20 protein-coding genes are annotated in these 18,965 nt (G+C 66.2%); 10 read left to right on the forward strand and 10 right to left on the reverse strand.

The annotated features are described in order from the left end of the window. The first annotated feature begins 14 nt into the window (after positions 1-14). Positions 15-926: an SPFH domain-containing protein gene (locus ATE70_RS05520; protein WP_058536902.1), complete on the forward strand. Its 912-nt coding sequence runs from the start codon at positions 15-17 to the stop codon at positions 924-926. Between the two features lies 1 nt (position 927). Next, positions 928-1,374 carry an NfeD family protein gene (locus tag ATE70_RS05525; RefSeq protein ID WP_058536903.1) on the forward strand — a complete coding sequence of 149 codons (447 nt, stop codon included), beginning with the start codon at positions 928-930 and terminating at the stop codon, positions 1,372-1,374. 105 nt (positions 1,375-1,479) lie between these two features. Here ATE70_RS05525 and ATE70_RS05530 read toward each other — a convergent pair whose 3' ends face one another. From ATE70_RS05530 to ATE70_RS05540, 3 genes are all read right to left on the reverse strand, one after another. After that, positions 1,480-2,022: a GNAT family N-acetyltransferase gene (locus tag ATE70_RS05530; RefSeq protein WP_058536904.1), complete on the reverse strand. Its 543-nt coding sequence runs from the start codon at positions 2,020-2,022 to the stop codon at positions 1,480-1,482. A 32-nt stretch (positions 2,023-2,054) separates the two neighbouring features. Next, positions 2,055-2,603 (reverse strand): hypothetical protein, encoded by a 549-nt coding sequence (locus ATE70_RS05535; RefSeq protein WP_231733433.1) that lies wholly within the window; start codon positions 2,601-2,603, stop codon positions 2,055-2,057. A gap of 151 nt (positions 2,604-2,754) precedes the next feature. Continuing rightward, positions 2,755-3,642, reverse strand: coding sequence for a metal-dependent hydrolase (locus ATE70_RS05540; RefSeq protein ID WP_058537031.1), 888 nt, complete (start codon positions 3,640-3,642; stop codon positions 2,755-2,757). Between the two features lie 56 nt (positions 3,643-3,698). Here ATE70_RS05540 and ATE70_RS05545 point away from each other — a divergent pair, with 56 nt between their 5' ends. The 3 genes from ATE70_RS05545 to ATE70_RS05555 all read left to right on the forward strand — a co-directional run bounded on the left by ATE70_RS05545 (position 3,699) and on the right by ATE70_RS05555 (position 6,368). Beyond that, positions 3,699-4,307 (forward strand): TetR/AcrR family transcriptional regulator, encoded by a 609-nt coding sequence (locus ATE70_RS05545; RefSeq protein WP_058536906.1) that lies wholly within the window; start codon positions 3,699-3,701, stop codon positions 4,305-4,307. A gap of 175 nt (positions 4,308-4,482) precedes the next feature. Beyond that, positions 4,483-5,523 carry a GTPase ObgE gene (gene obgE / locus ATE70_RS05550; protein ID WP_058536907.1) on the forward strand — a complete coding sequence of 347 codons (1,041 nt, stop codon included), beginning with the start codon at positions 4,483-4,485 and terminating at the stop codon, positions 5,521-5,523. A gap of 50 nt (positions 5,524-5,573) precedes the next feature. Beyond that, positions 5,574-6,368 (forward strand): MipA/OmpV family protein, encoded by a 795-nt coding sequence (locus ATE70_RS05555; RefSeq protein ID WP_058536908.1) that lies wholly within the window; start codon positions 5,574-5,576, stop codon positions 6,366-6,368. Between the two features lie 33 nt (positions 6,369-6,401). Here ATE70_RS05555 and ATE70_RS05560 read toward each other — a convergent pair whose 3' ends face one another. Together ATE70_RS05560 and ATE70_RS05565 are read right to left on the reverse strand one after the other, a co-directional pair. Then, complete coding sequence (locus ATE70_RS05560; protein ID WP_082639988.1) at positions 6,402-7,424, reverse strand: pyridoxal-phosphate dependent enzyme; 1,023 nt, start codon at positions 7,422-7,424, stop codon at positions 6,402-6,404. A 106-nt stretch (positions 7,425-7,530) separates the two neighbouring features. Then, complete coding sequence (locus tag ATE70_RS05565) at positions 7,531-8,007, reverse strand: Lrp/AsnC family transcriptional regulator (RefSeq protein WP_058537032.1); 477 nt, start codon at positions 8,005-8,007, stop codon at positions 7,531-7,533. Positions 8,008-8,126: 119 nt separating this feature from the next. Between ATE70_RS05565 and ATE70_RS05570 the strand changes: the two genes are divergently transcribed. The 4 genes from ATE70_RS05570 (at position 8,127) to sppA (ending at position 12,682) form a co-directional block, all read left to right on the forward strand. After that, on the forward strand, positions 8,127-8,489 hold the full coding sequence (locus tag ATE70_RS05570; protein WP_058536910.1) for a hypothetical protein: 363 nt from the start codon (positions 8,127-8,129) through the stop codon (positions 8,487-8,489). Between the two features lie 81 nt (positions 8,490-8,570). After that, the gene (proB, locus tag ATE70_RS05575) at positions 8,571-9,677 is read left to right on the forward strand and encodes a glutamate 5-kinase (RefSeq protein ID WP_058536911.1); all 1,107 of its coding nucleotides are present in this window, start codon (positions 8,571-8,573) and stop codon (positions 9,675-9,677) included. 47 nt (positions 9,678-9,724) lie between these two features. Further along, complete coding sequence (locus tag ATE70_RS05580) at positions 9,725-10,621, forward strand: NAD-dependent epimerase/dehydratase family protein (protein ID WP_058536912.1); 897 nt, start codon at positions 9,725-9,727, stop codon at positions 10,619-10,621. Positions 10,622-10,699: 78 nt separating this feature from the next. Beyond that, entirely contained in the window at positions 10,700-12,682 is a 1,983-nt protein-coding gene (gene sppA, locus ATE70_RS05585) for a signal peptide peptidase SppA (protein WP_082639989.1), read from the forward strand. Positions 12,683-12,713: 31 nt separating this feature from the next. On the opposite strand, the gene ATE70_RS05590 is transcribed toward sppA, so the two are convergent. From ATE70_RS05590 to ATE70_RS05600, 3 genes are read right to left on the reverse strand one after another with little or no spacing between them, the layout of a single operon-like run. After that, positions 12,714-13,616, reverse strand: coding sequence for an alpha/beta fold hydrolase (locus ATE70_RS05590; protein WP_058536913.1), 903 nt, complete (start codon positions 13,614-13,616; stop codon positions 12,714-12,716). 25 nt (positions 13,617-13,641) lie between these two features. Continuing rightward, positions 13,642-14,970, reverse strand: a complete 1,329-nt coding sequence (locus tag ATE70_RS05595; RefSeq protein WP_058536914.1) for an oxygenase MpaB family protein — start codon at positions 14,968-14,970, stop codon at positions 13,642-13,644. A 51-nt stretch (positions 14,971-15,021) separates the two neighbouring features. Then, positions 15,022-15,642: a trimeric intracellular cation channel family protein gene (locus ATE70_RS05600; RefSeq protein WP_058536915.1), complete on the reverse strand. Its 621-nt coding sequence runs from the start codon at positions 15,640-15,642 to the stop codon at positions 15,022-15,024. A 53-nt stretch (positions 15,643-15,695) separates the two neighbouring features. Between ATE70_RS05600 and ATE70_RS05605 the strand changes: the two genes are divergently transcribed. Beyond that, the gene (locus ATE70_RS05605) at positions 15,696-16,157 is read left to right on the forward strand and encodes a GFA family protein (protein WP_058536916.1); all 462 of its coding nucleotides are present in this window, start codon (positions 15,696-15,698) and stop codon (positions 16,155-16,157) included. 5 nt (positions 16,158-16,162) lie between these two features. On the opposite strand, the gene ATE70_RS05610 is transcribed toward ATE70_RS05605, so the two are convergent. Continuing rightward, complete coding sequence (locus ATE70_RS05610; protein WP_082639991.1) at positions 16,163-17,500, reverse strand: amidohydrolase; 1,338 nt, start codon at positions 17,498-17,500, stop codon at positions 16,163-16,165. Between the two features lie 24 nt (positions 17,501-17,524). Next, positions 17,525-18,922, reverse strand: a complete 1,398-nt coding sequence (gene lpdA, locus ATE70_RS05615) for a dihydrolipoyl dehydrogenase (protein WP_058536918.1) — start codon at positions 18,920-18,922, stop codon at positions 17,525-17,527. Positions 18,923-18,965: the final 43 nt, after the last annotated feature.

Consider the following 18,965-nt stretch of genomic DNA (forward strand, 5'->3'; position numbering starts at 1 on the left):
TGAGGGGGTATTCGATGTATTTCGCACTTGCACTGGTAGTTCTGGCACTGGTGTTCCTGATCTGGGCGCTGACCCCGGTCCGGCAGGGCTTTGCCTATACGATCGAACGCTTCGGCCGCTACACGCACACCGCGCAGCCGGGACTGAACTTCATCATGCCGATCTTCGACCGCGTCGGTCGCAAGGTGAATATGATGGAGCAGGTGCTCGACATTCCCGGCCAGGAAATCATCACCAAGGACAATGCGATGGTCGCGGTCGACGGCGTCGTCTTTTTCCAGGTGCTCGATGCGGCGCGGGCCGCTTATGAGGTCAGCGACCTGTATCTGGCGATCATGAACCTGACGACGACGAACCTGCGTACCGTGATGGGGTCGATGGACCTCGACGAAACGCTGTCGAAGCGTGACCATATCAATGCGCGACTGCTGGTCGTGGTCGACGAGGCGACGTCGCCGTGGGGGGTCAAGATCACCCGCGTCGAGATCAAGGACATCCGGCCGCCCGCCGACATTTCGAACGCGATGGCGCGGCAGATGAAGGCGGAGCGCGAAAAGCGCGCCAACATCCTCGAAGCCGAAGGCATGCGGGCGTCGGAAATCCTGCGCGCCGAGGGCGAGAAGCAGGGCCAGATCCTGCAGGCCGAGGGCCGCCGCGAAGCCGCGTTCCGCGACGCGGAGGCGCGCGAACGCGAGGCCGAGGCCGAAGCCAAGGCGACGCAGATGGTGTCCGACGCGATCGCGGGCGGCAACGCGCAGGCGATCAATTATTTCATCGCGCAGAAATATGTCGAGGCGGTGAGCCAGTTCGCAACGAGCCCGAACGCGAAGACGATCCTCTTCCCGGTCGAGGCGACGCAGCTGATCGGCACATTGGGCGGGATCGGCGAGCTCGCGCGCGACGCGCTCGAACGCAAGGAAGCCTGACATGCCCGACTGGCTGACGAACATGGAACCGCATTGGGCGTGGCTGTCGCTCGGCGTGCTGCTCGCCGCCGCCGAGATCGTCGCGCCGGGGTTCTTCCTGATCTGGTTGGGTGCCGCCGCGATCGTCACCGGCGCGATCGCGTGGATCGTCCCGCTGACCATTCCCGTACAGCTCGGCGTTTTTGCCGTCCTGTCGTTCATCGCACTCTATGGCGCGCGCCGCTGGCTGAAAGCGAACCCGATCACGTCGGCCGACCCGCATCTCAACCAGCGCGGCGGCCGCCTGATCGGTGAAGTGCTGACGGTGACCCAGGCGATCGAGGACGGGCGCGGCCGCGCGAAGGTCGGCGACGGCGAATGGCCGGTGCGCGGTCCCGATGTGGCCGAGGGCAGCAAGGTCCGGGTCGTCGGCGCCGACGGAAACGTGCTGGTGGTTGAGGCCGTTTGAAAACAGACGTCGCCCCCGCGAAGGCGGGGGCCGCTGTCGTTTTACGCTGTGGCGCCGGACAAGGCCGATAGCGGCCCCCGCCTTCGCGGGGGCGACGCATATTCTTTAACCGCCTTTGGGCCGCGAATAGATCGCGACGACATGCCCCAATGCGTCGCTTTCGCCGATGCGGCGAAAGCCGAGCTTCGCCGACACGCGTTCCGACGCGTCGTTACCGAGGTCGATGATGCAGCGCACTTCCTTGGCGTCGAGGTTCGCGTCGGCCCAGCCGAGCGCGGCGGTCATCGCTTCGGTCGCATAGCCCGCGCCCCAATGATCGGCGTCGAACGCCCAGCCCGCCTCGGGCATTCCTTCGAGCTCGGGCATACCACGGCAGAAATAGCTTAGCCCGCCCATGCCGACGAGCGCATCGCTCGACCGGTCGGCAAACACCCAATAGCCGAACCCCATGACGGGCCACAGCCCGGCCGAGCTCAGGAACTTGCCCCAGCTGACGTCGGGCGCACGCGGCTCGCCGCCGATAAAGCGCGTAACGCGTTCGTCGGCCCACATCGCAATATGGACATCCTTGTCGGACAGGCGCCCCGGGCGCAGGCGAAGGCGTTCGGTCTCGATGACGGGGGGCGCAGTAAAAGCTTTGACGGACATGCGCGCGGGTGTGCCGAAGCGGGCGCGGGCGGTCAATCGGGGATCAGATAATGGTCGAACAGGTCGTGCAGCACCGCGGTGCCGTCGACCTGCTGCTTCGCGCGCATCACCGCGAGCGTGTCGACGCGCGCCAGCACGTCGACATGGCGGAGCACGCCATGATATTGCGGCCGGTCCTGAAAATCGTGGAACAGAAAGACGCAGTCGGGTTTGCAGTGGATGATCGCCTGCAACAGGCACGCGACCCGAAAGCGCCCGTCGATCAACACCGCATCGGGGCTGCCCTGCACATTGCGCCATATATCGGTGTGATAATGCGGCCAGTCGCGGATCCGGCTTTCATCCGCCGGATAGCCCCATTCGCCGACGGGGCCGATGTCGACGTGAAAGGGTGTGAATTCGACGACTTCGCGCCTGACGTCGGCCTGGACCTTGGCCAGCCAGGCGGGATCGCTGTCGACGCTGACGATCCGCCGCACTTGCCGCGCCGCCACCACCGTGCTGCCGCCGCAACCGAATTCGAGCAAGGATGAACGCCCCGCAAGTTGCAGCTCGAACTGCGTGACTTCGGCCGCGGTCATATGTGGCTGCATTGGTCCCTCCACGCATGAAGGGATATGAGACCGCATCGGCGGCGTCCAGCGGCTTTGACGTCACCTCTCCGCGGATGAGGCGGCCCAGAAGCAGGGAGAGAGAACCGCTCTGGACCGCCGCAACCGCGGAGAAGGGCGATCAGGCGGCGGCGGCCAATTCGGGTTTCGACGAATGCGCCGGCATGATCGCATCGGCATAGTCGCTTTCATATTTCCCGATCAGCGCGCGGTCGTCGTGGTTCCACGGATGGAAGCCGGGCATGAAATAGGAAAGCCAGGGGAAGAAGCTCTTGCGCAGCACCCCGGGCGTCCCGAGCAGATACCACCAGATGCGCGCGGTGACGCGCCAGCCGGTCAGGCCGTCCTGACGCAGCAGCGCCTTCATCCCCTTCACGCGCTTCGGCCAGAAACGCGTGGTGACGAGGATCATCATCAGCGACTTGGCGCGCCAGCGCCGGAAGCGGCTCCAGTCCTTCGTCGCGTGGAGCCATGTATCGTAGGCGACGCCCTTATGCTCGATTTCCTCGATCGCGTGCCATTTCCACAGCGCGGCCCATTCGGGCTCGGCGCCGGCGTACATCTTGTCCTCGCGCAGCATCACCGCCGCCATCATCGCGGTATAATGTTCGAGCGCTATCGTCGCCATCAGGTTGACGATCTGCGGGCGCGTCTTGATGAGGTCGAGAACCTGGTTCACGTCATCCTCAAGCTCCGAAAGATCGTATCCCGCTTCCGCCGCCTTTTTGTTAAAGACGACATGTTCGCGGCTGTGGATCACTTCCTGCTGTGTGAAGGCGCGGATTTCGCGCGCCAGCTTGTCGGGAACGCCGTCGCGGTGCGCCTTCACCGCCTCGATGAACATCGCCTCGCCGCGCGGAAAGGTCACCGACAATGCGGTGTGGAACGCCGAGGCGATCGGGTCGCCGTTCAGCCACCAGCGGCCCTGTTTGTCGTCGCGGCCAAAGCGCATATCGCGCGGGGTGATCGAAAGATCGGCGGGCGTCGGCGACTGGGAAAGGCTGGACATATGGCTCATACCGTCGAAAAGGGGAGACGGGCCAGCAATAGGGTTTACTTACACATATGTCAATAGTGAAGAAGCGTTTGAGTCCCGAGGAAAGCCGTTCGGCGGCGCTCGAGGCTGCGCGTCAGATTCTGGTCGAAACGGGACCGGCGGCGGTGACGCTGAAGGCCGTGGCGGCGCGCATCGACCGCACGCACGCGAACCTGCTCCACCATTTCGGCAGCGCGGCGGGGCTACAAAAGGCGCTCGCCGCCTATCAGGCCGAAACGGTGTGCGCGACGATCGGCAGGAAGATGGCCGAATCGCCGCCCGGCGAACGTAACGTGCGCGAAATCGTCGATCTCGCCTTCGATGCCTTTAACGAGGGCGGCGCGGGCGCGCTCGCGACATGGATGGCGGCGACGGGCAATGACGATGCGCTCGATCCGATCGTCGATGCGATCCACAAGCTGATCGATGGCATGTCGCCCGACGCGCACGAAAAGCGCCTGATGCACGAAGATACACTCGCGCTGGTACTGATGGCGCTGGGCGACGCGCAGCTCGGCGGACCGATGGCCGAGGCGCTCGACCTGCCGCGCGATACCTCGCGCGTGCTCGCGACCGAACTCATCACCGGACGCATCGCCAAATTCTGGGTCGAGCATGGCGGGAAGCCGCAGGGCTAAGCCGCTGGCAATTTTGTTGCGCGCGCGCTAAGGGGCCGCATCCCCGATCCCCGTTCGCATCGAGCGAAGTCGAGATGCCCCTCGGCTTGGCGCCATGCTGCCGGGTGTCTCGACTTCGCTCGACACGAACGGGATTGAATGTTTAGTCTCTCGTTTCCGCCCTGAAGGCCCCGCCATGCATTTCCTCGACCAAGCCAAGATTTTCATCAAGTCCGGCGACGGCGGCCCCGGCGCCGTCAGTTTCCGGCGCGAAAAATATGTCGAATATGGCGGCCCCGACGGCGGCAATGGCGGCAAGGGCGGCGACGTGATTTTCGAAGCGGTCGCGGGCCTCAACACGCTGATCGATTTTCGCTATACCCAGCATTTCAAGGCGAAGCGCGGCACCCCCGGCGCGGGGCGCGACCGCACCGGCGCGGGCGGCCCCGACCTCGTCATCCAGGTTCCGATCGGCACGCAGATTCTCGACGATGACGAGGATCGCAGCCTGCTCGCCGACCTGACCAAGGAAGGCGAACAGCTCGTCTTCCTGCGCGGCGGCGATGGCGGGCGCGGTAACGCGTCGTACAAGACATCGACCAACCGCGCCCCGCGCCAGCACGGTCCGGGGTGGCCGGGCGAGGAAATGTGGGTGTGGCTGCGGCTGAAACTGCTCGCCGACGCCGGCCTTGTCGGCCTACCAAATGCGGGCAAGTCGACCTTCATCAACGGCGTCACCAATGCGCAGGCGAAGGTCGGCGCCTATGCCTTCACGACGCTGCGCCCGCAGCTCGGCGTCGTCAGTCACAAGGGCAATGAATTCGTCGTCGCCGACATCCCCGGGCTGATCGAGGGCGCCGCCGAAGGCGCCGGGGTCGGCGACCGCTTCCTCGGCCATATCGAACGCTGCCGCGTGCTGCTGCATCTCGTCGACGCGAACGACGAGGATGTCGCCACCAGCTACCGCATCGTGCGCGACGAACTCGAAGCCTATGGCGCCGACCTCAATGACAAGCCGGTGATCGTCGCACTGAACAAGATCGACACGCTCGACGACGAGTTGATCGCCGCGCTGTCAGCCGAACTCGCCGCGGAAAGCGGGCATCCGGTGATGGCGCTCTCGGGTGCGAGCGGCGCCGGCGTGCCCGAGGTGCTCGACAAGCTGCTCGAGGCGATCGGCCACCCCGAACCCGGCGAGGACGAAAGCGACGAAGCCCCGGGCTGGTCGCCGGTCTAGGAACGAAACACTACCGCTGGGAATTTCATGCGGAACAACAAGGATTTCGCATGACCGATCGCAACAAGTTTCCCGCCCTGTTCCTTACCGCGCTCACGCTGGCGTCTGTCCCGGCAAATGCGCAGGAAGGCAATGAGGGCGGAGAAAAGCGCACGCGCATCATCCTCGGGCCGCAGTTGTCGCCGTCATGGCCGGGCGCGGACAAGTTCAGCGTCGGTCCCTACGTCGATGTCTCGCGCACCCGCGATAGCGAGTTCACATTCGAGGCGCCTGACGAGAGCTTCGGCTCGCCGCTGATCCGTTCGGGCAATTTCGCCTTTGGTCCGGCTTTCGGCTTCATCGGGAAGCGCACGGCGTCCGATATCGGCGCCGACCTGCCCAAGGTCGGTTTGTCGATCGAGGCCGGCGCGTTCGGGCAGGTTCATCTCACCCCCGAACTCCGCCTTCGCCTTGAGGGGCGCAAGGGGCTGAGCGGTCACAAGGGCTGGACCGGCGAAGTCAGCGCCGATTATGTCGCTCGGCAGGGCGACGACTGGCTCTTCTCAATCGGCCCGCGCGTGACGCTGGGCGACGCCAAATATACGCGCGCCTATTTCGGCGTGACGCCCGCGGCCGCCGTAACGTCGGGCCTGCCCGCCTATGATCCGGGCGGCGGCGTCCAGTCGGTCGGCGTCGCCGCGGGCTATCACCGCATGCTCGGCAAGCGCTGGGGCATCGCGGTTTACGGCCGTTACGACCGTCTCGTCGGCGATGCGGCCGATTCGCCGGTGACGCGCGAGCTTGGATCGCGGAGCCAGCCGTCGGCGGGTGTCGCGCTCAGCTACACTTTCGGCGGGGACCAGTGACGCAACACAGGCGCCCATCCTGATTGGGCTGCGTCAGACACCCTCGGTTACGACAAGCAAGATGCGGGACTCGCGATCGAGCTTTAACCGCACCCCTGCCTCCGTATCGCGCGAAACATGGAGAAGGCCGGCCAGACCCGTTGCCCCCGACGGGGTGGTCCGGGGACCGCCCGCAAGATCGAGCAATTCTACCGCTTCCTCGATCACGCCTTCGTCGACCAGCAGCGGCTCGGCGCCGTATCGAAGCAGCGAGGCCACCGCGGGGGCCGATGCGAGTCCGCAGGACAGCATTTCGGCCGAGGTTTCGAGCGACCCGGGCACGAGGATCGGTGAACCATTTCGCAGGGCCCGTTCGACACACGGCGCCGATTGCGGCTCGACCGTGACCAATTGGCAGAGCCCCTCTTCATACGGGCAGAGTCCTTCCGCCATCGCGGCTGCGAGCCCGCCGACGCCCGCCTGAATAAAGGCGTGGGTGGGATAAGCGGATCCATCGGCACGAAGTTGGGCGCGAATTTCCAGTGCGATCCGTCCATATCCCTCCATGACCTTGGCAACGACCGGGTCGTCCATATCGTCGGTCGTGTCGGCGATGAGCAGGGTTCGCACCCCGTCGCTTGCTGCGGCAGCAGCGGCGACCGCCTGGTCATAGGTTCCTTCGACACGAATGATGGTGGCCCCCATCGTCTCGATCCGTGCCGCACGGGCTCCGCCCACCGCGGCGGGAAGATAGATGCGAGCCGGCGCGCCGACGCGGCGCGCGACGGCGGCGACCGCCAGACCGTGATTGCCGTCGCTCGCACACACCAGCGTGGGAAGCGGCATGGGCAGGCGGGCCAGAAAGGTCGGCACGTCATCGTGCCCCGTCACCGTTGCGAGCGCCCATAGCGCGGCATGCGCACTGCCCAGTGATTTGAAATTGCCGAGTGGCCTTTCGCTTTCCAGTTTCGCCCATATTTTTGCGACGCCGCATCGCTCCGCGAGCAACGGCAGATCGACAAGCGACGTGGGCCGATCGGACATCAGATCGTCGGGATGCCGGGATATCTGTTCCATGTCGCGATTTTATCATCGCTCTGGAACGGCCGGCCGTGTTTCGCGACTGTCCCGCGCGGGATTTTGGCAATGCTGCCGCGCGCCAAGCGGATTTTCCGCAATCGATTCAATCTTCGGCGATCGGTATCATCAACCCTCTTTTGACCACGCCGAGCGCGACGTTGGTGGTGAAGCGTCGGACATTGGCATTTTCGCTTACCAGTCGCGTCATCAGGGCATCATATTCCTCCGTGCTCGGCGCGGTGACGATCAGGATGAAATCGGCCTCGCCCGTCACATAAAAGGCCTGTTGAACATGGTCTTCCGCCGTGAGCCAGCGGCGGAGTTGCGCGAGCAGCTCGGGGCGTTCGCGCTCGACTTGAAGCGCGACCACAAAAAGGGTCGGGTTGCCGACAAAGCGGGGGTCGAGGATGGCGGTTTCGCGGACAATAGCGCCAAGATCGCGAAGCCGCCGCAACCGGCGCTGGATCGCCGACGGCGACAGGGCAATCGTCTCCGCGAGCTTTTCGGACGTCGCGGTCGCGTCCGATTGCATCGCGGCCAGCAATTGGCGGTCAAAACGATCAAGGTCGGTAGTGGCCATATTCAGCATGATAGGCGCAATTTTCGCCGATTGCCCGCCAATTGACGTCCATCAACGCGGAAAATCGTCGAACGCGCGCACTAGACTGCGCTTTCCCAACCCTCATCTGGAAAGAATCCATGCTCGACCATCTCGAAATCCGTACACGCCGCATGGACGATTGTGTCGCCTTCTATCGCACCGTCCTCGGCCCGCTTGGATATGAACTTGCCGTCGACGGCCCGGCCAAGGGATTTGGTCACGAAGGCCGGCTCGATTTCTGGATCGTAGACGGCGATCCCTCGATCGATGTTCATTATGCATTTGGCGCGCCAACGCGCGCGCTGGTGCAGGATGCCTATTTGCGGGCCAGCGGGAGCGCCGGCCAACAGGATCGCGCCCCGGCGCTCGCGCCGCATATCCACCCCCACTATTATGCGGGCTACGCTCGCGATCCCGATGGGCGACTGGTCGAATTCGTCTGCCACTCCGCCGAAGGCTGAGCGGCGCAGCAACCTCCCTATCGCGGGCTGATACCAAGCTAGGCATTGGCGTTACGCCCACCGCGCGCTATCGGCGGCGCCATGAGCCTGTTTCCGCCCGCCTCCTGCCCCCGGCTGATCGTCAAGATCGGATCGGCCTTGCTCGTCGATCCGTCGGGCGCGGTGCGGCGCGACTGGCTTGTCGGGATTGCGGCGGACATTGCCGAACGGACGCGCGCGGGCCAGCAGGTTGCCGTCGTCTCATCGGGCGCGATCGCGCTTGGCGCGCGGCGGCTCGGGCTCGCCAAGGGCGGGCGCGGGACGCTCGAGGATGCGCAGGCCGCCGCTGCGACGGGGCAGATCGCACTCTCGCAGGTGTGGGCCGAAGTGCTGGGCGCCGAAGGGCTGACCGCGGCGCAGATGCTGGTGACACTCGACGATCTCGAACATCGCCGCCGCTACCTCAACGCCGCGGCGACGCTCGACCGGCTGCTCAGCCTTGGCGTCGTGCCGATCATCAACGAGAATGACAGCGTCGCCACCGAGGAAATCCGCTTCGGCGACAACGACCGCCTCGCCGCGCGCGTGGCCCAAGCTGCAGCGGCGGGCGGGGTGATCCTGTTGTCCGACATCGACGGGCTGTACGACCGCAACCCCGCGCAGGACGGTGCCGTCCATATCGCGCGCATCGAACGCATCGACGCGAGCATCGAGGCGATGGCCGACACGGGTTCGGCATCGGGCATGGGATCGGGCGGCATGGTGTCTAAGATCGCCGCGGCGCGCATCGCCAACGCTGCGGGCGCGCACCTTGCGATCGCGTCGGGGCGCATCGACCGGCCGCTGTCGACCGAAGCACGCCACAGCCTGTTCGTCGCCGACAAGGGCGCGAGCGCGCGCAAGGCCTGGCTCGCGGGCGGGCTCACCGCCAAGGGCCGGATCGAGATCGACGCGGGCGCCGCGAAGGCGCTGCACGGCGGCGCTAGCCTGCTTGCCGCGGGCGTGACCGCGGTCAGCGGCAGTTTCGCGCGCGGCGACATCCTCGACATCGCCGGCCCCGACGGGCGCGTCATCGCGCGCGGCCTGTCCGAATATCCGGGTGCCGACGCCGCGAACATCGTCGGCCTCGGCCGCGACGCGCAAGAGGCCGCGCTCGGTTATGCACCGCGCAGCGCGATGGTCCACCGCGACCATATGGTGCTGCTGTGAGCGCCCCTCCCCGTTCCGGGGAGAATCAGGACAGGCGCGTGCTCGCTATGACCGGCGCGACCGGCTTCGTGGGCGGCGCAACGATGCGCGATGCGGTCGCGGCGGGCTGGCACGTCCGCGCCCTCACCCGCCGCCCGCAGCCCGCGCGCGACGGCGTGACGTGGGTCGCGGGCGCGCTCGATGACAAGGACAGCCTTGCCGAGATGGCGAAAGGCAGCGACGTCGTCATGCATATCGCGGGGGTCGTCAACGTGCCTACCCGCGCGGCGTTCGAGGCGGGTAACGCGACCGCGACGGCGAATGTCGTCGATGCCGCACGCGGTGCCGGGGTGACGCGCTTCATCCATGTGTCCTCGCTCGCGGCGCGCGAACCCGGCATCTCCAACTATGGCTGGTCGAAAGAGCGCGCCGAGGCGGTGGTGATGGCAAGCGGTCTCGACTGGACGATCGTGCGTCCGCCCGCGGTGTTCGGCCCCGGTGACACCGAAATGCTCGACCTGTTCCGCATGGCGCGGCGCGGGATCGCGCTGGTGCCGAGCGGGCGCATGTCGGCAATTTATGTCGATGAGCTTGCGCGGCTGCTCGTCACGCTCGCCGCCGACCGGGGCGCCAGCATCGGGCAGATTTACGAGCCCGACGACGGCAAGCCCACCGGCTGGTCGCATCGCGGCTTTGCCCGCGCGGTCGCGCGTGCCGTCGGGCGGCAGCGGCTGTCGACGGTCGCGACCCCCGCCTTGTTGCTCAGGGCCGGCGGACGGCTCGACAAGCTGGTGCGCCGCAGCCGCGCCAAGCTGACCCCCGACCGCGCGCGCTATATCGCGCATCCCGACTGGGTCGCGACCGAAGGCGCGTGTCCGCCCGCAGCGCTGTGGCGCCCCGAGCGCGACACCGACGATGCTCTGGCCGAGACTGTGCGCTGGTATCGCCGCGAAGGCTGGCTCTGACGTCACCGGTGCGGCGTCGGTGTTCGCCCGTCGAAGCGTGCATTGCCAAGGGCGAGCCGCATCCCTAGGTTTGCGGACATGACCGACACCACTGCGAACGCGCCCAACGATCCCGCCGGCCCCTGGGCCATCCCCGTCCGCCGCCCGCTGCCCGGCGACGACAAGCCGAAGTCGACGACCAGCTTTCCGCGCAAGGTCTGGCACCTGCTCGTCGGGATCAAGGACGCGCTCGCGCTCATCTTCCTGCTGCTGTTCTTTGTTGCTTTGTTCGGCCTGCTTTCGGGCCGCCCCAACGCCGGCCTGCCCGTCAGCCAGGGCGCGCTGCTGATCGAACTCGACGGCATCGTCAGCGAACAGCCCTCGGAAGTCGATCCGCTCGCGGCCTTGTCGGGCGGCGCGCAGCTCAAGGAAATCCGCGTCCGCGACGTCGTCCACGCGCTGGAGGTTGCCGCCGACGACAAGCGCGTGACTTCGGTCGTGCTCGACCTCGACCGCTTCCTCGGTGGCGGACAGGTGTCGCTCGCCGAAATCGGCGCCGCGGTCGACAAGGTGCGCGCGAAGAAAAAGCCGGTGCTCGCCTTCGCCACCGCCTACACGACCGACAGCTATCAGGTCGCGGCGCACGCGAGCGAAATCTGGGCCGACGGCATCGGCGGCGTCGCGATCGCCGGACCGGGCGGATCGCGCCTCTATTACAAGGGGTTGATGGATCGCCTCGGTGTCACCGCGCATATCTACCGCGTCGGCACCTTCAAGAGCGCGGTCGAGCCCTTCCTGCGCACCGATCAGTCGCCCGAAGCAAAGGAAGCCGACCTCGCCTATGCCAGCGTGCTGTGGGACAACTGGCTGACCGACGTCAAAAAGGCGCGTCCGGCGGCGAAGCTCGACGCCTTCATCGCCGACACGGCGGGCGCCGTGAAGGCTGCGGGCAATGATCTGTCGAAAGCGTCGATCGACGCCGGCCTTGTCGACAAGGTCGGCAGCCGCATGGCGTTCAACCGCCGCGTCGCCGAGATCAGCGGCGCCGCCGACGACGGCAAGCCGTGGGAATATAACGCGATCCCGCTCGAAAACTGGGTCGCCGCCAATCCGCCCTCGACAAGCGGCAGCACGATTGCGGTTGTCCCCGTCGTCGGCGAAATCGTCGATGGCGAGGCGCCGAGCGGGGTCGCGGGGGGCGAAACCGTTGCAAAGCATATCCTCGACGCCGCGACCGACAGCAGCGTCAAGGCGATCGTCCTCCGCGTCGATTCGCCCGGCGGATCGGTGCTGGCGTCGGAAGAAATCCGCCAGGCGCTGCTCGCCGCGAAGGCGAAGAAGCTGCCGATCGTCGTGTCGATGGCGAATGTCGCGGCGTCGGGCGGCTATTGGGTTGCGACCCCCGCCGACCGCATCTTTGCCGAGCCCGAAACGATCACCGGATCGATCGGCGTGTTCGGTATCCTGCCGAGCTTCGACCAGGCGCTCGCCAAGATCGGGGTCAATGCCGACGGCATCGCGACCACCCCGCTGTCGGGCCAGCCCGACGTGTTCGGCGGGGTGAACGACGAGTTCAACGCGCTGGCGCAAGCGAGCGTCGAGGACATCTATGGCCGCTTCACCGGCCTTGTCGCCAAGAGCCGCAAGCAGCCGATCGAGAAAATCCGCACGATCGCCGAAGGGCGCGTGTGGGCGGGCGGCACCGCGCGCCAGATCGGCCTGATCGACCAGTTCGGCGGCCTGCCCGACGCGCTGAAAGCCGCGGCGAAGCTTGCGAAGGTCGACGGCGATTTCCACGCCAAATATTTCGAGGACGAGCCGAGCGAGTTTTCGAAGATGCTCGCCAGTTGGTCGGGTGCCGAAGAAGAAACCGCGGCAGTGCCGCGCGGCTGGTTCGGGATCGCCGCGATGAATCGCCAGCTCACCGAACGGCGGCTGGTGCAGGATCTGACGATGCTGACGCAGGCGGGTTCGGTGCAGGCGTCGTGCCTCGATTGCCGTGCCTACCTGCCCGCCGTCCCGCGGCCGGGTCAGGCCGAGGCGAAGGGCTTCTTAGGGGCGCTGGCGCTGTTGCTGAAATAATAACCCCCCTCCCGCAAGCGGGAGGGGAGAACTACGCCGCGACGGCGACTTGTTTTGCGTGTTCCGAAATCGCATCGGCCATCGTTTCGACCAGCCCGAGCGGCAGGTCGTGGCCCATGCCGGGGATCGTCAGCAGCCGCGCGCCGGCGATATTCTCCGCGGTGTCGCGCCCGCCGGGGAGCGGCACGAGCGGATCGTCCTCGCCGTGGATGACGAGCGTCGGCGCCTTGATGTCTTTCAGAATCGGACGCCGGTCGCCATCGGCGACAATCGCCGCCATTTGCCGCGCGACGCCCTGCGGGTACCAGCCGCGTTCGAAATCGGCACGGACGCGGCGCTGGAGCCGTTCCTCGGTCGCGGGATAGCCGGGGCTGCCGATCACGCGCGCGGCGTTGACCGAATAGGCGATCAGCGCCTCCTTGTCGCCGTTCATCGGGCGGTTCGCGAGCACCTGCATCGCTTCCTTCTGCGCGCGCGGCAGGCGGCGGTTGCCCGTGGTCGACATCACCGAGGTCAGCGACAGCACGCGATCCGGATAGCGCGCCGCGATATGCTGCGAAATCATGCCGCCCATCGACACGCCGACGACATGGGCGCGCTTAATCCCCAGATGGTCGAGCAGCCCAATGCCGTCCGCGGCCATGTCGGCCAGCGTGTAGGCGGGCCGGATCGGCAGTCCGATCACCGATTTGACGATCATCCATTTGACGTTCGGCACGCCGGCCGCCTCGAAGCGCGTCGACAGCCCGACGTCGCGATTGTCATAACGGATCGTGCGAAAGCCGCGGTCGTTCAGCGCATCGACAAACTCGTCGGGCCACAGCGTCAATTGCCCGCCCAGCCCCATCACCAGCAGGATCACGGGCGCGTCCTTCGGTCCCTTGTCCTCATAGGTGATGCTGATGCCGTTGACGGTCGCTTGCTCGGTCTGCATGAAAATCCCTTGGCTGGAAGTCGGATCAACCCGCCGTGGCGGGTTTGTAATTTGCCGCGTTCGACGTGAATTCGGCGCGGCCATAGCCGTCGAGTTGACGCTCGATCCGGCGCACGAGGCGGCGGTCGGCGAGGTGGCGGAGCACCGGCAGGCGCGAGGCGACGCGATACGCCGCCATGCGCCCCGCAATGCCGAGCATCGTCGCGCCATAGATCAGGTGATCGCGGCGCTTCACCGGCACGCCGACATTCGCCGCGCGCGCCTCGTCACCGGCGAGGAAGGCTTTCACGAAAAAGACGCGGCTGACCGAATATTCGAGGCGGCGCTTCACCAGCCCCTTCGGCGACCTGTCCTTCGACAGCTCGGCATCCATCGTCGCGCGCAGCAGCCCGCCGCAGACCTGATCGTCATATTCGTAGCGCAAGGTCGCGCTGCGCGTGCGCCAGATGCGGACGATCTCCTGCGGCGTGTCGGCGAGCAGATCCTCGGGCAGCCCGAGCAGATAGCAGCGATAACGCGCGAGCTCGACGCGGCCGCGTTCGAGCCGGGTGAAGGTCGTGCGGCCCTTTGCGAGCACCTCCTGCGACAGAAAATAGACCGGGATCAGCCCCGCGGGCATCTGGTCGAGCTGCGGGATCGGCATGCCATAGGTTTCGGTGTCCCACATGCCCGGCCGCGACAGCACGTTGACGCGCACCATCGAGTGCATCAGCCGCACCATCGCCGCCGCCTTGAAGCCGGGCCCGAAGCGGTCGAGCGCGCCGGGGAGCGCAGTCGTGGCAAAGAAGGTCGCGGTCTCCTTGACGCGCCGCGCCGCGGTCGCCTGACCGAGCGTGCCGGTCAGCGCCATCGGCAGCGCCGAATATTTGTTGAGGAAGGTCGCGATGAACGCGCCGCGGATCAGAAAGGGCGAGAGGTTCGCGGTCGCATTGCGTTCATAGGCGGCGCCTTCTTCGACCAGTGTCATGTCGAGCCAGTCGGGCTTCTGCTCCATCTCGCGGATCAGCGCGGCGAGTTCGGGCGGCGCATCGGGAACCGCGTCGATGCCCTTGTCGCACGCCTCGACCAGCATCGCGACGGTCTGCTGGAACCCGAGGCTTGGCATCAGCGCGGCATAGGCATCGCCGGTGCGGTCGCCGAGCATCGTATATTCGCGGATGCGGCCGAGCAGCTCGGGATCGTCCAGATAGGCCGCGCGGTCAATGCTGCGGACGCGGCTGAGCTCGCTGACGGCGTCGGCTTCGGGCGCCCAGCGCTCGGGCGCCTTGTCGAAATCGAAGCGGCCGAACAGCTCGGGCAAGGCGTCCGCCTGGCCCCGCACCCGGCGGGCGATGGTGCTGACATCACTGTTCATAAGCCGAAACTGACAGAGTTTCGCGATTTGGCAAGCCTAACTGATTTTGGCCTATCCGCCTTTGGGATCGCGATAGGCCGGAAGCGCGAGCGACCAGCGGATCGCCGCGCCGCGCAGGATGAAGCCCGCGACCGCGCCCGCGACTGCCGCGACCGCCGTCCCCGTCCCCAGCCATTGCAGCAGGAGGAACAGGCCCGATGCGAGCGCGGCCGCGGTCACATAGACTTCGGGCCGCATGATAATCGACGGCACCCCGGCCAGGATATCGCGGATCGTGCCGCCGACGCAGCCGGTGATCACCCCCATCATCAGCGCCGGAACAGGCGGGACGCCCCACGCCAGCGCCTTCGCGGTGCCGAACACCGCATAGGCGGCCAGCCCCACGGCGTCGGCCCATTCGAGCAATTGCCCTTGCCACCAGCGTTCGGGGGTGAGCCAGACGACCATCGCAATCGCAATGCACACCGCCGCGATCGCGCCATCCTGCACCCAGAACACCGGCGCACCGATCAGCAGGTCGCGCACGCTGCCGCCGCCGACGCCGGTCACCAGTGCGAAGAAGGCGGCGGTCACCAGCGTCTGGCGCAGCCGCACCGCCATGAGCGCGCCCGACAGCGCGAAGACGCCGATGCCGACGAGGTCGAGCAGGCGGACGAGCGTTTGTGTATCCATCGCGCGCCGGGCTATCATCGCGCGCGATACGGCACAATGGAGAGGAGGCAGTCATGGAAGGCAGATGCACTTGCGGCGCGGTTCGTTACCGGCTGACCGCGGCACCGATGATCGTCCATTGCTGTCATTGCCGCTGGTGCCAGCGCGAGACCGGCAGCGCCTTTGTTATCAACGCCGTGATCGAGAGCGACCGCGTCGAGACCGAAGGCGCGCTGGATTATGTCATGACCCCATCGGAAAGCGGCCGCGGACAGGAAATCATCCGCTGTCCGACCTGCCGGATCGCACTCTGGAGCCATTATCCCAGTTCGGGCCGCCGCTCCTCCTTCGTCCGTGTCGGCACGCTCGACGACCCCGACCAATGTCCACCCGATGTGCATATTTTCACGCGAAGCAAACAGCCGTGGGTCGTTCTTCCCGACGACGCAAAGGTCGTTCCGGATTTCTATCCGTCACCCGAGCACGTGTGGAGCGCCGACGCACAGCGCCGGTGGCAGGCGATGATGGCTCGCTGAAAGCCCTATTTCGCGTCGGGGCGCACACCACCGATGACCGACAGCACGATCGCCGCCACCGCGTTCCGGATCACCGGTTCGGCTTTCGGCGCGAAGAAGGGCGAGTGGTTCGTCGGCACCGGCTGCCCCTTCACCTTCAGGTCGGCAAGCACCGCGGGATCATAGCCGCCGATCGCGAAATAGAGCGACGGGATGCCCGCATCGACGAACTCCGAATAATCCTCGCTCGCCGAGACGGGCGCGGCGCTTGCGGGCGCGAAGAGCAGACGTTCGCCGAACACCGGCTTCAGCGTTGCAAATCCGTTCGCCGCCATCGATTCATTGTTCACCAGGCTCGCGGTGCCCGTCAGATAGGTGATCGTCGGTTCGGGCGCGTTGCCCATCATCGCCGCCGCCTTCGCCGAGCGCTCGGCGCCCGAACGCAGCAGCTGGCGCACCTCGGGGGTCAGCGAGCGGATGTTGACCTTCACCTCGGCGCTGTCGGGAATGATGTTGGGCGCGCTGCCCGCGTTGATCGCGCCGATCGTCAGCACGCCGAACGCCGCCGGGTCTTTCTCGCGGCTGATCACCGTCTGCACGTCGGTCACGAAGCGCGCCGCGATCGGGATCGGGTCGAGCGCCATCGATGGCATCGAACCATGCCCGCCGCGGCCGTGGAAGGTGATCGAATAGCTGTCGGAGGCGGAGAAGGCGGTGCCCGCCTTGATCGCGACCGTGCCGGTGGGGCCGTTCAGAACATGTGCGGCAAAGCCATAGTCGGGCTTGGGAAAGCGCGTCAGCAGCCCGTCGTCGAGCATCGCCTTCGCGCCCTTCAAAATCTCTTCGGCGGGCTGGCCGATCAGCACCACCGTGCCCGACCAGCTATCGCGCATTGCGGCGAGCGCCTGCGCGACGCCGACCAGATAGGCGACATGCGTGTCGTGCCCGCACGCGTGCATGACGGGCACATCCTTGCCCTCATAGGTCGCGCGCGCCTTGCTCGACCAGGCGAGCCCCGTCTTTTCCTCCATCGGCAGCGCGTCCATGTCGGCGCGGATGAGGATGGTGGGGCCTTCGCCATTCTTCAGCACGCCGACGACGCCGGTGCCGCCCACCTTCTCGGTCACGGTGAAACCCGCCTTGCGCAGATGCTGCGCGAGGATGCCCGCGGTGCGGACCTCTTGCAGCCCGAGTTCGGGATTCTGGTGCAGATCCTTGTAGAGCGCATCGAGCGCCGGGTAATTTTTGTCGAGCAGCGCGGTCAGCCGCGCATTGGCAGCATTGAGGTCGGGCGCCGCCTCGGCTCCGGTCGCGGTGAGGGAGAGAGTCAGCGAAGCCCCTGCCCAGAGCCAATGCTTCGCCATAATTCTCTCCCCCATTATATTTTGTCAGATGTGGATCGGCTTGCCCGTCACCGCCATCGCGGCTTCCTTGATCGCCTCGCTATGCGTCGGATGCGCGTGGCACGTGTAGGCGATATCTTCGGACGTCGCGCCGAATTCCATCGCCTGCGCGGCCTGTGCGATCATCGTGCCCGCGACGCTCGCGATGCACCACACGCCGAGCACGCGGTCGCTCTTCGCGTCAGCGATCACCTTCACGAAGCCGTCGGGCTCGTGGTTGGTCTTGGCACGGCTGTTCGCCATCATCGGGAACTTGCCGACCTTGACCTCACCCTTTTCCTTCGCCTGCTCTTCGGTCAGGCCGACGCCGGCGATTTCGGGCCAGGTGTAGACGACCGACGGGATGACGTCGTGGTTCACGATGCCGGTCAGTCCGGCGATATTCTCGGCGCAGGCGATGCCTTCGTCCTCGGCCTTGTGCGCGAGCATCGGGCCGGGGATGACGTCGCCGATCGCCCAGATGCCGGGGACCAGCGTCGAAAAATCATGGTCGGTTTCGATCTGGCCGCGCTGGTTGACCGCGAGGCCCGCCTTGTCGAGACCGAGGCCGTCGGTATTCGGACGGCGACCGATCGACACGAGCACGACATCGGCTTCGAGCGTTTCAGCGTCGCCGCCGGCCGCGGGCTCGAGCGTCAGCACGGCCTTCTTGCCCTTGACGTCGGCCTTGGTGACCTTGGTCTTGAGCTTGAATTCCATGCCCTGCTTCTTGAGGATCTTGTTCGCTTCCTTGCGGACGTCGCCGTCCATGCCGGGCAGGATCTGGTCGAGGAACTCGACGACGGTGACCTTCGCGCCGAGGCGGCGCCACACGCTGCCAAGTTCGAGCCCGATCACGCCGCCGCCGATCACGACCATGTGACCCGGAACCTTGGCGAGTTCGAGCGCGCCGGTCGAATCGACGATGACCTGCTTGTCGTTATCGACGTCGACGCCGGGAAGCGGGGTCACCGACGAGCCGGTGGCGATGATGATGTTCTTCGCGCGATAGGCCTTGCCCGCGACTTCGACCGTGTCCTTGGACGTGAACTGGGCATAGCCCTTCAGCCAGTCGATCTTGTTCTTCTTGAACAGGAATTCGATGCCGCCGGTCAGGCCCTTGACCGCATCCTTGCGTTGACCGTGCATCACGGGGAGGTCGAGCTCGGGCTTCACCTTGATGCCCATCGCCGCCATCGCGCCGCCGGCCGCCGCTTCGAAATATTCCGACGCGTGGAGCATCGCCTTCGACGGGATGCAGCCGACGTTGAGGCAGGTGCCGCCCAGCGTCTCGCGCCCTTCGGCGCACGCGGTCTTCAGGCCCAGCTGCGCCGCGCGGATCGCCGCGACATAACCGCCGGGGCCCGAACCGATGACAAGGACGTCGTAGTCGTAATCAGCCATGTTCAATCTACCTCAATTTCTGCCTGGCGCCGTCAACGAGCGA

This window comes from Sphingopyxis sp. H053, assembly GCF_001468225.1.
In the GTDB taxonomy this organism is placed as follows: domain Bacteria; phylum Pseudomonadota; class Alphaproteobacteria; order Sphingomonadales; family Sphingomonadaceae; genus Sphingopyxis.